The sequence below is a fragment of the Flavobacterium gossypii genome, assembly GCF_014138495.1.
Taxonomy (GTDB): domain Bacteria; phylum Bacteroidota; class Bacteroidia; order Flavobacteriales; family Flavobacteriaceae; genus Flavobacterium; species Flavobacterium endophyticum.
In genome coordinates, this window is sequence record NZ_JACJIS010000001.1 from 339,003 (window position 1) to 352,795 (window position 13,793).

14 protein-coding genes are annotated in these 13,793 nt (G+C 39.6%); 12 read left to right on the forward strand and 2 right to left on the reverse strand.

Going from position 1 to position 13,793, the window contains the following annotated elements:
* Window positions 1-42: 42 nt before the first annotated feature.
* The 7 genes from trmD (at window position 43) to uvrB (ending at window position 8,206) form a co-directional block, all read left to right on the forward strand.
* Window positions 43-720 carry a tRNA (guanosine(37)-N1)-methyltransferase TrmD gene (trmD, locus tag GGR22_RS01620; protein ID WP_182492299.1) on the forward strand — a complete coding sequence of 226 codons (678 nt, stop codon included), beginning with the start codon at window positions 43-45 and terminating at the stop codon, window positions 718-720.
* Between the two features lie 173 nt (window positions 721-893).
* On the forward strand, window positions 894-1,244 hold the full coding sequence (gene rplS / locus GGR22_RS01625) for a 50S ribosomal protein L19 (protein WP_121374662.1): 351 nt from the start codon (window positions 894-896) through the stop codon (window positions 1,242-1,244).
* A gap of 180 nt (window positions 1,245-1,424) precedes the next feature.
* Complete coding sequence (locus GGR22_RS01630; protein WP_121374663.1) at window positions 1,425-2,189, forward strand: hypothetical protein; 765 nt, start codon at window positions 1,425-1,427, stop codon at window positions 2,187-2,189.
* A gap of 312 nt (window positions 2,190-2,501) precedes the next feature.
* Window positions 2,502-4,724, forward strand: a complete 2,223-nt coding sequence (locus tag GGR22_RS01635) for an NADP-dependent isocitrate dehydrogenase (RefSeq protein ID WP_182492300.1) — start codon at window positions 2,502-2,504, stop codon at window positions 4,722-4,724.
* Between the two features lie 105 nt (window positions 4,725-4,829).
* Window positions 4,830-5,492: a thiamine diphosphokinase gene (locus GGR22_RS01640; RefSeq protein ID WP_182492301.1), complete on the forward strand. Its 663-nt coding sequence runs from the start codon at window positions 4,830-4,832 to the stop codon at window positions 5,490-5,492.
* A gap of 45 nt (window positions 5,493-5,537) precedes the next feature.
* The gene (gene nudK, locus GGR22_RS01645; protein ID WP_182492302.1) at window positions 5,538-6,122 is read left to right on the forward strand and encodes a GDP-mannose pyrophosphatase NudK; all 585 of its coding nucleotides are present in this window, start codon (window positions 5,538-5,540) and stop codon (window positions 6,120-6,122) included.
* Window positions 6,123-6,217: 95 nt separating this feature from the next.
* Entirely contained in the window at window positions 6,218-8,206 is a 1,989-nt protein-coding gene (uvrB, locus tag GGR22_RS01650) for an excinuclease ABC subunit UvrB (RefSeq protein WP_121374667.1), read from the forward strand.
* A 6-nt stretch (window positions 8,207-8,212) separates the two neighbouring features.
* On the opposite strand, the gene GGR22_RS01655 is transcribed toward uvrB, so the two are convergent.
* Entirely contained in the window at window positions 8,213-8,614 is a 402-nt protein-coding gene (locus GGR22_RS01655; RefSeq protein ID WP_182492303.1) for a TerB family tellurite resistance protein, read from the reverse strand.
* Between the two features lie 57 nt (window positions 8,615-8,671).
* On the opposite strand from GGR22_RS01655, the gene GGR22_RS01660 reads away from it, so the two are divergent.
* The 3 genes from GGR22_RS01660 to GGR22_RS01670 all read left to right on the forward strand — a co-directional run bounded on the left by GGR22_RS01660 (window position 8,672) and on the right by GGR22_RS01670 (window position 10,491).
* Complete coding sequence (locus GGR22_RS01660; protein WP_182492304.1) at window positions 8,672-9,466, forward strand: alpha/beta hydrolase; 795 nt, start codon at window positions 8,672-8,674, stop codon at window positions 9,464-9,466.
* A gap of 81 nt (window positions 9,467-9,547) precedes the next feature.
* Window positions 9,548-9,967 carry a DUF1456 family protein gene (locus GGR22_RS01665; protein ID WP_182492305.1) on the forward strand — a complete coding sequence of 140 codons (420 nt, stop codon included), beginning with the start codon at window positions 9,548-9,550 and terminating at the stop codon, window positions 9,965-9,967.
* Window positions 9,968-9,969: 2 nt separating this feature from the next.
* Window positions 9,970-10,491 (forward strand): DUF4269 domain-containing protein, encoded by a 522-nt coding sequence (locus GGR22_RS01670; RefSeq protein ID WP_121374671.1) that lies wholly within the window; start codon window positions 9,970-9,972, stop codon window positions 10,489-10,491.
* Window positions 10,492-10,546: 55 nt separating this feature from the next.
* On the opposite strand, the gene sucC is transcribed toward GGR22_RS01670, so the two are convergent.
* On the reverse strand, window positions 10,547-11,743 hold the full coding sequence (gene sucC / locus GGR22_RS01675) for an ADP-forming succinate--CoA ligase subunit beta (RefSeq protein WP_121374672.1): 1,197 nt from the start codon (window positions 11,741-11,743) through the stop codon (window positions 10,547-10,549).
* Between the two features lie 236 nt (window positions 11,744-11,979).
* On the opposite strand from sucC, the gene GGR22_RS01680 reads away from it, so the two are divergent.
* Together GGR22_RS01680 and lysA are read left to right on the forward strand one after the other, a co-directional pair.
* Entirely contained in the window at window positions 11,980-12,393 is a 414-nt protein-coding gene (locus GGR22_RS01680; protein ID WP_182492306.1) for a hypothetical protein, read from the forward strand.
* Window positions 12,394-12,517: 124 nt separating this feature from the next.
* Complete coding sequence (lysA, locus tag GGR22_RS01685; RefSeq protein WP_182492307.1) at window positions 12,518-13,738, forward strand: diaminopimelate decarboxylase; 1,221 nt, start codon at window positions 12,518-12,520, stop codon at window positions 13,736-13,738.
* Window positions 13,739-13,793: the final 55 nt, after the last annotated feature.

Here is a 13,793-nt window from a genome sequence, read left to right on the forward strand (position 1 = left end):
TTAAATCTCAAATCCAAAATCATAAAACCCTAATTTCCCAAGATGAGAATCGACATTATTACCGTACTTCCCGAATTATTAAGAAGCCCATTCGAAGCCTCAATCATGAAAAGAGCTATCGATAAAGGACTCGTAGAAGTCCATTTCCATAATTTGAGAGACTATACTACCAACCGACAAAAAAGCGTAGATGACTACCAGTTTGGCGGCGGTGCGGGAATGGTAATGATGATCCAGCCGATTGACGACTGCATCGCAAAGCTGAAAAGCGAACGCAAGTATGACGAAGTCATCTATATGACTCCCGACGGAGAAACTTTAAATCAAGGCATGGCCAACAAGATGTCGTCTTTAGAAAACATCATTATCCTGTGTGGCCATTATAAAGGCGTGGACCAAAGAGTACGCGACCATTTTATTACCAAAGAAATTTCTATCGGCGATTATGTACTTTCGGGCGGCGAATTAGGAGCGTTAGTTTTATCAGATGCATTGATTCGATTGATTCCCGGCGTATTGAGCGATGAGACTTCGGCACTGACCGACAGCTTTCAAGACAACCTGCTCTCTCCTCCTATCTATACCCGCCCTTCAGAATACAAAGGCTGGAAAGTGCCCGACATATTGCTCAGCGGCCATTTTGCCAAAATCGATCAATGGCGCGAAGAAAAAGCCTTTGAACATACGAAAAACAGAAGACCGGATTTGTTGGATCGATAATTTTGAGATTTCGGATTTGAGATTTTAGATTTCAGTTTAATGATAATTATAAAAAAACTTCCAATTCATAATCCATAATTCATAACTTTTTATATCTTTGCACCCACTTTGGACCAACCTCTGGCGAGAACCGTGAATGTTGCTCTGATAATCAAATACTTAAATCAAACAAAATGGCAGATTTAATGAAATTCGTTAAAGACGAATTTGTAACAAAAAAAGATTTCCCAGATTTCGGTGCTGGAGACACAATCACAGTTTACTACGAAATTAAAGAGGGTGAAAAAACAAGAACTCAGTTCTTCAAAGGAGTTGTAATCCAAAGAAGAGGTTCTGGAACGACTGAAACTTTTACAATCCGTAAAATGTCTGGTGCTGTTGGAGTTGAGCGTATCTTCCCAGTGAATATGCCAGCTTTGCAAAAAGTTGAAATAAACAAAACTGGTAAAGTTCGTAGAGCTAGAATTTTCTACTTCAGAGAACTTACTGGTAAAAAAGCTAAAATTAAAGACAGAAGAAGATAATTTATTATCTCTTATCTATAAAAATCCCGAAGCAGTTCGGGATTTTTTTTTGCCTTTTTCTATCCTTTCAGCCCTAGAAGATTTTCGGAGAAAACATACCTTGAATATTTATAGATTGATATAAACTAAAAAATTATACCTTTACGTTCAAGTAGGCAAACCTCCTTAAAACCAAACATTATGAAAAAAATAGTTTTATTATCCAGTCTTGTGGCGCTTCTATTTTCATCTTGTTCTAGCGATGACTCGCCGTCACACGAGGACACATCGAATGTGCTGCTGCAAAAGACCATAACTTATGGCCTCGATGGGAGTTACGAGACCCTTTATAAATACGACGGCAAAAAATTGCTGGAAGCCCGAAGCAGTAAAGAAAATAAAAAGTTCAGCTATCAAGGCGAGAATATCTCAAAAATCAGTTGGTATGACAATCCGGATACCGACAACACCCTTTCTCAATATGTAGATTTTGAATATACTGCCGACGGAAAATTAAAAAAATTCAACCAGCACAGCAGCTACCCTTTAGCTGTTGACTTTACTTACGCTGGCCGCGATACCGTAAACTTTGTTGCAGTTGCTGCAAGAAGCGCTTATAATTTCACAGGCTATTTCTTGGTAAAAGACAATGAAATCACAGAATACGTCTACTTGAACGGAGGTACGCCTAGGCCATCTGTACGGTATCAATACGACAATAAAAACCATCCTTTGAAAAACGTAACAGGATACAACAAGCTATCCCTATTCCATTACTTTTACAATTCGGCGCATTTTAATGGCTTTACGACAAACATCGGAAGCTCCAAAAACTGTATCAGCAACAGCCTGATTGCCAATCCAAACGTAGTTGAAATCATGAATACCTACGAATACAACGACAAAGGATTCCCTAAAACGATCAATAAAGACAGTAATACGGCGGCAGACCATCTGTTTTATTAAAAATACATCTTTACAATTCCAATAGCAGCTATAGGTTCTTTCCTTATAGCTGTTTTTTTTTAGTTTTAAACCCAGCTACCTGCCACAGCTCGACTGACCATTACCGTTACTTTCAAGTGCTAAAATATTTTCATCTTATAAAATATCCGCGTTAAAACTTTCTACTTATTTGTCGATTTCGCAGTAATCAATCTTTTAATTATCAATTCCTTAAATCAAACGTTTTCGCATTCTCCAAATTCTTAAATTCGCGTTGCTTTTCTTATATTTGCAATCCTTACAAGTAAAATAAACAAAACAAACTTTTCCAAAATGTCAGATAAAGCAACCATTTTTTATACGATTACGGACGAAGCGCCGATGCTTGCCACACATTCCTTTTTACCTATTGTAAAATCCTTTACGGCTCCGGCTGGAATCACCGTAGAAACCAGAGACATTTCCTTAGCAGGAAGAATTATCGCGAATCTGGCGGAGTATTTGACTCCAGAGCAAAGAATCAATAATGACTTGATCGAATTAGGAAAGCTGGCAACGACTCCTGAAGCAAACATCATCAAATTACCGAACATTTCCGCTTCGGTTCCTCAATTAAAAGAAGCCATCAAAGAACTTCAAGCTCTAGGATACAAGCTTCCTGAATTTCCTGAAAATCCGCAAACTGACGAAGAAAAAGCCATCAAGGCAAGTTATGCAAAAGTTTTAGGATCTGCTGTAAATCCAGTACTTCGCGAAGGAAACTCTGACAGAAGAGCTCCGAAAGCCGTGAAAAACTATGCTAAAAAACACCCGCATTCTATGGGCGCTTGGAGTGCAGACTCTAAAACGCACGTAGCCAGTATGAGCGAAGGCGATTTCTACGGAAGTGAAAAATCAGTAACGGTAAAAGATGCCGATACCTTCAAGATCGAATTCGTTGGCAACGACGGAACTACAAAAACATTAAAAGATACCTCTCCGCTTAAAGCAGGAGAAATTATAGACAGCGCAGTCTTGAGCATGAAAGCACTAAAAAGCTTTGTGTCTAAAGAAATCGAAGATGCAAAAGCAAAAGGCGTCCTGTTCTCAGTACACTTGAAAGCTACGATGATGAAGGTTTCCGACCCGATTATCTTTGGAGCGATCGTAGACGTTTTCTTCGCGCCGGTTTTTGAAAAATACAAAACACTATTTGCAGAATTAGGAATAGACACTAAAAATGGTTTAGGCGATGTGTATGCTAAAATTGCAGGGCATCCGAAACAAGCGGAGATAGAAGCTGACCTAAATGCTGTATACGAAAACGGACCAGCCATCGCCATGGTTAATTCAGACAAAGGAATCACGAATCTTCATGTTCCTTCTGACGTAATTGTTGATGCCTCGATGCCAGCAATGATCCGTACCTCTGGACAAATGTGGAATAAAGACGGCAAAGGCCAAGACACCAAAGCAATCATTCCAGACCGTTCGTATGCAGGCGTATATGTAGCAACGATCGATTTCTGCAAAAAGAATGGCGCTTTTGACCCAAAAACTATGGGAAGCGTTCCAAACGTAGGCTTGATGGCGCAAGCTGCTGAAGAATACGGCTCGCATGACAAGACCTTCCAAATGACTGCTGACGGAACTGTAAAAGTTATCAATTCTAAAGGAGAAGTCCTTACAGAACAAAAAGTTGAAAAAGGCGATATTTTCAGAATGTGCCAAGTAAAAGACGCTCCGATTCAAGACTGGGTAAAATTAGCCGTGAATAGAGCAAGATTGTCTGACACTCCGGCTGTTTTCTGGTTGGATGAAAATAGAGCGCACGACAGACAACTGATCGAAAAAGTAAAACTATACCTAAAAGACCACGATACGAACGGATTAGACATCCGAATCATGAATCCGGTAGACGCTACTAATTTCTCGTTAGAAAGAATCAAAGACGGAAAAGACACGATTTCAGTAACAGGAAACGTTTTGCGTGATTATTTAACTGACCTATTCCCTATCCTAGAATTAGGAACTTCAGCAAAAATGCTTTCTATCGTTCCGTTGATGAACGGCGGAGGCTTGTTCGAAACCGGAGCTGGAGGTTCTGCACCAAAACACGTAGAGCAATTCATTGAAGAAGGCTACCTGCGTTGGGATTCGCTTGGCGAAGTATTGGCTTTGGGCGCTTCTTTGGAGCATTTAGGACAGACTTTAAACAATTCAAAAGCGTTGGTATTATCTGAAACTTTAGACCAGGCTACTGAAAAATTCTTAGATACCGACAAATCTCCTGCAAGAAAAGTAGGCCAAATCGACAACAGAGGCTCTCACTTTTATATCGCCTTATATTGGGCACAGGCTTTGGCTGCGCAAGACAAAGATGCTGAATTGAAAGCTACTTTCACTGAAATTGCAAAAGAACTGACAGAAAACGAAGCCAAAATCAACGAAGAGTTGATCGGCGCTCAAGGCAAACACCAAGAAATTGGCGGCTATTACAAGCCCGATTTCAAATTGACGGACAAAGCCATGAGACCAAGCGAAACGCTTAACAAAGCTTTAGCTAAATTAGCGTAAGGCTTTAACGTATTTTATAAAAAAAGACGACTGGAAACGGTCGTCTTTTTTATATTTTTACATCTCAATCTTCGCAATTCCTAATTCATAATTCATAATTACAAAATGTCAAGCCACCACATTGTCCGAGACGACCAAGAACCTGCTTTAATCATTGCCAACGGTGCCGCCTGCAGCAACGAATTGTTAGGACAGCTGCTCGAATGGTCGCCCCTAGTTATCGTATTGGATTCTGCGATCGAAAGAGTTTTGGAATTAGGCATAAAGGTAGATGTGCTGTTAGGCGATTTTGACTATGGCTTTGATCCGGAATATTACAGAAACCTGCAGTTTCCGCTAGAAATCGTCTATACTCCTGACCAAGAAAAGACCGATCTAGAAAAAGCTTTTGATTATCTGATCGAAAAAGGACATAAGGCCGTGAATGTAGTCTGGGCAACCGGACGTAGAGCCGACCATACGATCGTAAATATGACCAATATCGTGCGTTTCCAAAATAAGCTGAAAATTGTCATCTTAGATGATTATTCCAAAATTTTCCAGCTTCCGAAACGCTATGAGAAATGGTACCCGAAAGGCTTTCCGATTTCACTGATTCCCGTAGGAACCGTAAACGGCGTTACCTCTACCAACCTTGATTACCTATTGCATAACGAGACGCTGACCATGGGCTATCGCACCGGAAGCAGCAACCATGTAGCACAAGACGGCATGGTGATTATTGAGTACAAAGAAGGCGACCTATTGATGATGGAATGCTTTGACTAATGCCTTCACCCAAATAAATACAGTATAAACCAACCCTAAAACGAAATGACAAATCCTGCTATAAAAATCAAGAGTTCAGAAATTCTTTCTGATAACTGGTACATCCTCAAGAAGATTGTTTTCGATTACCAGAAAAAAGATGGCAGCTGGGAAACCCAGTCCCGAGAAGTTTATGACCGTGGCAATGGCGCGACCATTCTGCTTTACAACAAAATTCAAAAAACCGTCATCCTTATCCGTCAGTTCCGCATGCCCACTTTTGTAAATGGCAACGAAACCGGAATGGTTATCGAAGCCTGTGCTGGACTTTTGGAAGAAGAAAATGCAGAAGAATGCATCAAGCGCGAAACGGAAGAAGAAACTGGCTACAGCCTGACCGAAGTCAGAAAAGTATTCCAAGCCTATATGTCGCCTGGTTCCGTTACTGAAATCATACACTTCTTCGTGGCAGAATATTCCAAAGACATGAAAGTAAGCGAAGGCGGCGGATTGTCAACTGAACATGAAAATATCGACGTGCTGGAAATTCCCTTTGAAAAGGCCATGCAGATGATTGAGACCGGCGAAATCAAAGACGCCAAGACCATCATGTTGCTGCAATATGCCAAAATCAACAACCTTTTGGGTTAGACAATCCATAGAGAAAGCTTTAAATTTTTAAGTTTTCCTAAAGTCTTTTTTCGTATTTTCCTTTGTAACTTTGTTACTTAAACTTCTATCTCCAAATGAAATTTCAAGTCGTATCAGATTACAAACCTACTGGCGATCAGCCACAAGCCATTGAAAAATTAAGCAAGGGCATCAATGACGGCGAACGTTTTCAAACGCTTTTGGGAGTGACAGGCTCCGGAAAGACTTTTACGATGGCCAATGTCATCCAAGAAGTACAACGGCCTACCTTGGTACTGGCGCACAACAAGACGCTGGCGGCACAGCTGTATTCTGAATTCAAGCAGTTTTTTCCGAACAATGCGGTAGAATATTTCGTTTCCTACTATGATTATTACCAGCCGGAAGCTTTTATTCCCGTAACTGGAACGTATATCGAGAAAGACTTATCTATCAATGAAGAATTGGAGAAGATGCGATTGAGCACGACCTCTTCGCTCCTTTCGGGACGTAGGGATATCATCGTGGTTTCTTCCGTTTCCTGCTTGTATGGTATCGGAAACCCTGTGGAATTTCAAAAAAATGTAGTCTCGGTAGCCAAAAACCAAATTATTTCTAGGACAAAGCTATTGCACCGACTGGTCCAGTCACTGTATGCAAGGACAGAAGCTGAGTTCAATCCTGGAACGTTCCGAATCAAAGGCGATACGGTCGAAGTTTTCCCGAGTTATGGCGACGAGCCTTTCCGAATTCACTTTTTTGGAGATGAAATTGAAGAAATAGAAGCCTTTGATGCCAAGACATCATTAGTTTTAGAAAAATATACCAATCTGAACATCTACCCTGCCAACATGTTCGTGACTTCACCTGAAGTTTTGAATGGCGCTATCTGGGAAATTCAGCAAGATTTAGTGAAGCAAGTCGATTATTTCAAAGAAATAGGAAAACATCTGGAAGCAAAACGTTTGGAAGAACGAACCAATTTCGACTTGGAAATGATTCGAGAACTAGGCTACTGCTCTGGAATCGAAAATTATTCACGATATCTCGACGGACGTCTGCCTGGCACAAGGCCGTTCTGCCTGCTTGATTATTTCCCAAAAGATTATCTTATGGTCGTTGATGAGAGTCACGTAACCGTTTCGCAAGTCCATGCCATGTATGGCGGCGACCGATCTAGAAAAGAAAATCTGGTAGAATATGGCTTTCGCCTTCCAGCAGCTATGGACAACCGTCCGTTAAAGTTTGAAGAATTTGAGGCTATGCAGAACCAAGTCGTCTATGTTTCTGCAACGCCAGCCGATTATGAGTTGGAAAAATCAGAAGGAATATACGTAGAGCAGATCATACGTCCGACTGGGCTGTTGGATCCGATTATCGAAGTACGCCCGAGCCTCAATCAAATCGATGATCTGATTGAAGAAATCCAGCAACGTGTCGAATTGGACGAAAGGGTACTAGTCACCACGCTGACCAAAAGAATGGCGGAAGAACTTGCAAAATATCTTACCAAAGTAGCTATCCGCTGTCGCTACATCCATTCTGAAGTCGATACGCTTGAACGCGTAGAAATCATGCAAGATTTACGAAAAGGATTATTTGATGTGCTAATTGGCGTAAACCTCTTGAGAGAAGGACTGGATTTGCCCGAAGTATCTCTTGTGGCCATATTAGATGCCGACAAAGAAGGCTTTTTGAGAAATAACCGTTCGCTGACGCAGACCGTAGGAAGGGCCGCCAGAAATATCAACGGCAAGGCGATCATGTATGCCGATAAGATTACGGCAAGCATGCAGAAAACAATCGACCAGACGAATTACAGAAGAGAAAAACAGATGAATTATAATACGAAACACAATCTTTCGCCAAAAGCGCTGAACAAAAAAATAGAAAGCACTTTGGCAAAAAATTCTGTTTCGACACAGTACTTCGAAAACCAAGCCTTAAAAGCTGCCGAACCCGAAAGCAAATACCTGACCAAGCCCGAAATCGAGAAAAAGATTCGAGAAGCCAGAAAAGCAATGGAAAAAGCGGCCAAAGATTTAGATTTCATGCAGGCAGCGAAATATCGTGATGAGATAAAAGCGCTGCAGGAGAAAATATAGAGCTTTTTAGTTTAGCTGTTCCCTAAAAATTTCAATCAACACTTCGGGTGCTATCATGCCGTTAGGTGATTCTTCCATAGCTTTCAAGATTCTTTTGATGGCAAAAGGATTCAGTCCCATATTGACGCCCATCTGCTTGATGGCTATTTCCTCCTTTTCATGAAGGACACCGTCGCAATGCATCAACAAGGCCAGCCTGTAGAATTGCTGTATGCGCTGTTGTTCTGATTTTATAGGAATAGCAATTAATTCTTGGTGGAAAAGATTCTTGAAATCTTCTTTAGTAACTTTTAATTCTTGGGCAACGATGCTCAAAAACTGGTATTCTCTATCATGGAGCTTCCCATCGACGATTGCAAAAGCAATCATTTCGGCAAGGAGGCTTAATTTCTGTTTGTAAGTATTCATTAAATCCTTATTTTTAGCTAAAATATTCTTTTTTGTCCAATCCCAAAAATCATTCGCTTGAGATATTTATTCACAATTTTCTTGTTCTGCTTTTTTCTAAATGTAAAAGCACAGAAAAGCACGGCCTCGCCGCAGGTCAGCACTTTTGAAATAGAAGCCCCTCAATTAAAAACCGTCAAGAAAATATGGGTCTATCTTCCGAAAAGCTATGCGACTTCTGAAAAAAAATATCCTGTAATCTATATGCATGATGCACAGAACCTGTTTGACGCAAAGACTTCGTATGCGGGCGAATGGAACGTGGATGAGACGCTGGACAGTCTGAAAACGCAGGCCATTGTCATCGGCATCGAGCATGGAAATGAAAAACGTATGGATGAGCTGACTCCTTTTCCGAACAAAAAGCATGGCGGCGGCAAGGCAGATGATTATTTAGATTTTATTGTCAGCACCTTAAAACCCTATATAGATAAAAATTACAGGACAAAAACCAATGCCAATAATACTATAATTTTTGGCAGTTCTCTGGGAGGATTGGTTTCGTATTATGCCGTCCTGAAATATCCTGACGTGTTTGGGAAAGCGGGTGTCTTCTCGCCTTCGTTCTGGTTTACGGATGAAATTTATACGATGACAGAAAAATCAAAAAAGATCAAAGCCAAGATTTATTTTTTATATGGCGATTCTGAAAGCGACGACATGGTCATCGATGCCCAAAAGATAAAAAAGCTTTTAGACGAAAATAGGTGCTACTGCCTGAAGCTTGACAAGACCGTTGTTGTAAAAGGCGGACAGCATGGCGAAAAATTATGGCGAGAAGGCTTTGCCAAAGCAATTTTATGGTTGTTGTAAGTAATTCCAAACCCTGTCAGAGTTTTCAACTCTGACAGGGTTATTCATAAAATAAATCTATCTTTGCAACAAATCAAGGATATGAACAATAACGATATTTTCAAAAAGCTTCGCGTAGCATTGCAATTGCGTGATGACCAAATAGCAGAAATAATGCAATTGGTAGATTTCAGGATTTCTAAAGCGGAATTGGGCGCTTTTTTCAGAGCAGAAGATCATCCGAATTATATGGAATGCGGCGACCAAGTATTGCGTAATTTCTTAAACGGACTGATCATCCACCTACGAGGCACAAAAGAGAATCCAAAGAATGCGATGGATGTTATCAATGAAAATAGAGCCCAATTAAAATCGGTTGCTAAAAAAATTGTTCCGAAAGAAAATGTAAAAAAGCCCGCGCCTAAAGCTCCTGGGAAAAACTTCAAACCTAAAAAGGTTGAAAGCAAAGTCAATCCGGTTGAGAAAGTACGTTTTAACAACGGAAAGAATAAAAAAGCGTAGCATTGATTGATTTTCTGACCTTAGACTATCTCAAATCAGGAAACAAAAGACAACAGCAAGCCTTTGAAATCTTGATAAGGCAAGCCGTTTTTGAAAAGCTTTCTGAATTTTCTCCTGTCTTAGTCGGGACTATTCCTATCAATATTGACATTGCTTCTAGCGATTTAGACATTGCCTGTTATTGGAATGATAAAAAGTATTTTACAGCTCAAGTCACGCAAGCTTTCGGAAATGAAATTGATTTTGAAATTACCGAAACTTTAATTTCTAACAGAGAAACAATTATTGCCAGTTTCTTTATAGACAATTTTGAGATTGAAATCTTCGGACAGAATATTCCTGTGATAGAGCAATATGGCTATCGCCACATGCTCATCGAAAATAAAATTTTAGAACAAGAAGGCAAACAATTCCGAAAAAAAATAATAGCGCTTAAAGAACAAGGTTATAAGACAGAGCCTGCCTTTGCCACACTTTTAGGCTTAGAAGGAAATCCTTACGAAGCACTTCTGGAACTTGAATAAAAACAAAAAATCCTAATCTTTCGATTAGGATTTTTTTATAGAATATATTCTTTTATTATTTGCTCAAAGCTGCTTTCACTTGGTCAGCTGCTTCTTGGAATTGTACTGCAGACAAGATCGGCATTCCAGAGTTGTCAATCATTTCTTTAGCAAGTTCTGCGTTAGTACCTTGCAAACGAACAATAATCGGCACTTTTATGCTGTCTCCCATATTTTTGTAAGCATCGATAACACCTTGCGCCACACGGTCACAACGAACGATACCTCCAAAAATATTGATCAAGATTGCTTTTACGTTAGGATCTTTCAAGATAATTCTGAAAGCCAATTCTACACGTTTAGCATCAGCTGTTCCACCAACATCAAGGAAGTTCGCTGGCTCAAAACCTGCATACTTAATCAAGTCCATTGTTGCCATCGCAAGACCAGCACCGTTAACCATACAGCCTACAGTTCCGTCAAGATCCACATAATTCAAGCCTGCAGCTTTCGCTTCAACTTCGATTGGATTTTCTTCGCGAACATCACGCATTTCAGCTAAAGCTGGGTGTCTGTACAATGCGTTATCGTCAAGATTTACTTTCGCATCTACAGCAATAATTTTGTTGTCAGATGTTTTTAATACTGGATTGATTTCGAACATTGAAGAATCAGAACCGATATATGCTTTATACAAAGAGTCAACGAACTGAACCATTTCTTTGAAAGCATTTCCTGAAAGTCCAAGATTGAAAGCAATTCTTCTCGCTTGGAAAGCTTGCAATCCAACATTTGGATCGATTTCTTCAGTAAAAATCAAATGAGGTGTTTTTTCGGCAACTTCTTCGATATCCATTCCACCTTCTGTAGAATACATGATCATGTTGCGTCCTTTTCCTCTGTTTAACAAAACTGACATATAGAATTCTGAAGTTTCGCTTTCGCCTGGATAGTAAACATCCTCAGCAACCAAAACTTTGTGTACTTTTTTTCCTTCAGCAGAAGTTTGTGGCGTAATCAACTGCATTCCGATGATTTGTTCTGCCAATTCTTCAACTTGCTGCAAGTTTTTAGCCAATTTCACACCACCGCCTTTTCCTCTTCCACCTGCGTGAACTTGAGCTTTGATAACGTGCCATCCCGTTCCTGTTTCAGCTGTCAATTGTTTTGCAACTGCTACAGCTTCTTGCGGGTTGTTAGCAACATAACCACGTTGAACTTTCACGCCATAACTGGCTAATATCTCTTTTCCTTGGTATTCGTGTATATCCATATTAAAGTTTTTTGACTTTTTAAAAGTGCCACAAAAATAGCAAATTCCATCTAATCAGCGAAAGGAATTATCTTTTTTATTTGATGCTTGGCAAGTGATTTCTGCTGAACCTTTTTAGATTTTCCAAATCTTCTTTTTGCAATTAAAAATCTTCTTTCAGAAGCAACCTTTTTACCATTTTAACATCTTTAGTATATATCAAAAAACAAACAGGACACTAATCAAAACAAATAATCATGAAAAATCTTAAACTCTTAAGCTTATTTGCACTATTGATATTGCTCGGCTGCAATGGTGACGACGATAATCGAAATGATATTACATTAAGCGGTGAATGGAAATTGATAGAAGTGAATGGCACTATCGCTGGCATAAGACACCTATTTGTGCCTGGAATCATCAAATGGAATTTTAATACTTCAAACCATACGTTTACAGTCGTAAATAACAATACTGATGAAACCAAGCAAGATGTGTTAGAATCTGGCACCTATACTTATTCTATCGAAGGCAATGATGCCACGCCTGAACTATGCAACCGGACTTTAGTCTTAGACGGAACAAATTACGGCTGTTATTCTATGACAACTACCACTTTGCAGATTAATCAAGGTGAAGCGGATGGAATTATTATCAAACTTATTCGTTAGAAAATCTCGTTTATTAGCAAAAATAAGTTGTATTCATAACTAATTGTTGTTTTTTGTTATTTTCGTTATTTATTTTGCATAAGAAGAAATGGAGTGATAGCTTTGCAGAAAGAAATTTAAAGTTATGCAAACCAAAGATTTATTGCATCTGACAGAAGAATTTGGAAGTCCGCTCTATGTTTATGATGCTGCAAAAATCCAATCTCAATACACAAGACTCACAAATGCTTTCTCAAAAGTAGAAAGCCTGCGAATAAATTATGCCGTAAAGGCCTTATCCAATGTTTCCGTCCTAAAACTTTTGAAAGAAATGGACTCTGGATTAGACACCGTTTCTATCCAAGAAGTACAATTAGGATTATTGGCTGGATTTTCGCCAGAAAAAATAATCTATACGCCAAACGGCGTTTCTTTTGAAGAGATTGAAGAAGTAGCCCATCTTGGCGTTCAAATCAATATTGATAACTTATCTATATTAGAACATTTCGGGACAAAATACCCGTCAATTCCTGTCTGTATTCGAATCAATCCGCACGTTATGGCTGGCGGAAATGCCAACATTTCGGTAGGTCACATCGACAGCAAGTTTGGAATCTCTGTACACCAGATGCCGCACATCTTGAGAATCGTAGAAAATACAGGCATGCACATCAACGGAATCCACATGCATACAGGCTCTGATATTTTGGATATTGAAGTCTTCTTATACGCTGCAGAAATTCTTTTTGACACGGCAAAACATTTCAGCAATCTGGATTTTCTTGATTTCGGAAGTGGCTTTAAAGTACCTTACAAAAAAGACGATATCGAAACCAACATCGAAGAACTAGGCAAAAAACTGACCAAAAGGTTTAATGCTTTCTGCAAAGAATACGGACGCGAACTAACGCTAGCTTTCGAACCTGGAAAATTCTTGGTCAGCGAAGCCGGTTTCTTTCTTGCCAAAGTAAATGTCGTAAAACAGACAACTTCAACGGTTTTCGCAGGAATAGATAGTGGTTTCAATCATTTAATCCGCCCGATGTTATACGGTTCCCAGCACCATATCGAGAATATTTCCAATCCGAAAGGTAAAGAACGATTCTATTCTGTTGTCGGTTATATATGCGAAACAGATACGTTTGCCAACAACCGAAGAATCTCAGAAATCAAGGAAGGGGATATCTTATGCTTTAAAAATGCAGGAGCGTACTGCTTCTCAATGTCCTCCAATTACAATTCCAGATTTAAGCCAGCCGAAGTCCTTTGGTACGAAGGAAAAGGACACTTGATCAGAGAAAGAGAAACTTTTGACGATTTGGTCAAAAATCAGGTCATTTTGGAATTTGAAAAAACCATGAGTTAGTTTCCCAAATTAGTTTGGTAAATATATTTTGCGTGAAGGCCTCATTGCTGCCGCT

Bases quoted from the DNA above. Each gene is read 5' to 3' on its own strand.
- trmD (WP_182492299.1), top strand. From the start codon at position 43: ATGAGAATCGACATTATTACCGTACTTCCCGAATTATTAAGAAGCCCA.
- rplS (WP_121374662.1), top strand. From the start codon at position 894: ATGGCAGATTTAATGAAATTCGTTAAAGACGAATTTGTAACAAAAAAA.
- GGR22_RS01630 (WP_121374663.1), top strand. From the start codon at position 1,425: ATGAAAAAAATAGTTTTATTATCCAGTCTTGTGGCGCTTCTATTTTCA.
- GGR22_RS01635 (WP_182492300.1), top strand. From the start codon at position 2,502: ATGTCAGATAAAGCAACCATTTTTTATACGATTACGGACGAAGCGCCG.
- GGR22_RS01640 (WP_182492301.1), top strand. From the start codon at position 4,830: ATGTCAAGCCACCACATTGTCCGAGACGACCAAGAACCTGCTTTAATC.
- nudK (WP_182492302.1), top strand. From the start codon at position 5,538: ATGACAAATCCTGCTATAAAAATCAAGAGTTCAGAAATTCTTTCTGAT.
- uvrB (WP_121374667.1), top strand. From the start codon at position 6,218: ATGAAATTTCAAGTCGTATCAGATTACAAACCTACTGGCGATCAGCCA.
- GGR22_RS01655 (WP_182492303.1), bottom strand. From the start codon at position 8,614: ATGAATACTTACAAACAGAAATTAAGCCTCCTTGCCGAAATGATTGCT.
- GGR22_RS01665 (WP_182492305.1), top strand. From the start codon at position 9,548: ATGAACAATAACGATATTTTCAAAAAGCTTCGCGTAGCATTGCAATTG.
- sucC (WP_121374672.1), bottom strand. From the start codon at position 11,743: ATGGATATACACGAATACCAAGGAAAAGAGATATTAGCCAGTTATGGC.
- GGR22_RS01680 (WP_182492306.1), top strand. From the start codon at position 11,980: ATGAAAAATCTTAAACTCTTAAGCTTATTTGCACTATTGATATTGCTC.
- lysA (WP_182492307.1), top strand. From the start codon at position 12,518: ATGCAAACCAAAGATTTATTGCATCTGACAGAAGAATTTGGAAGTCCG.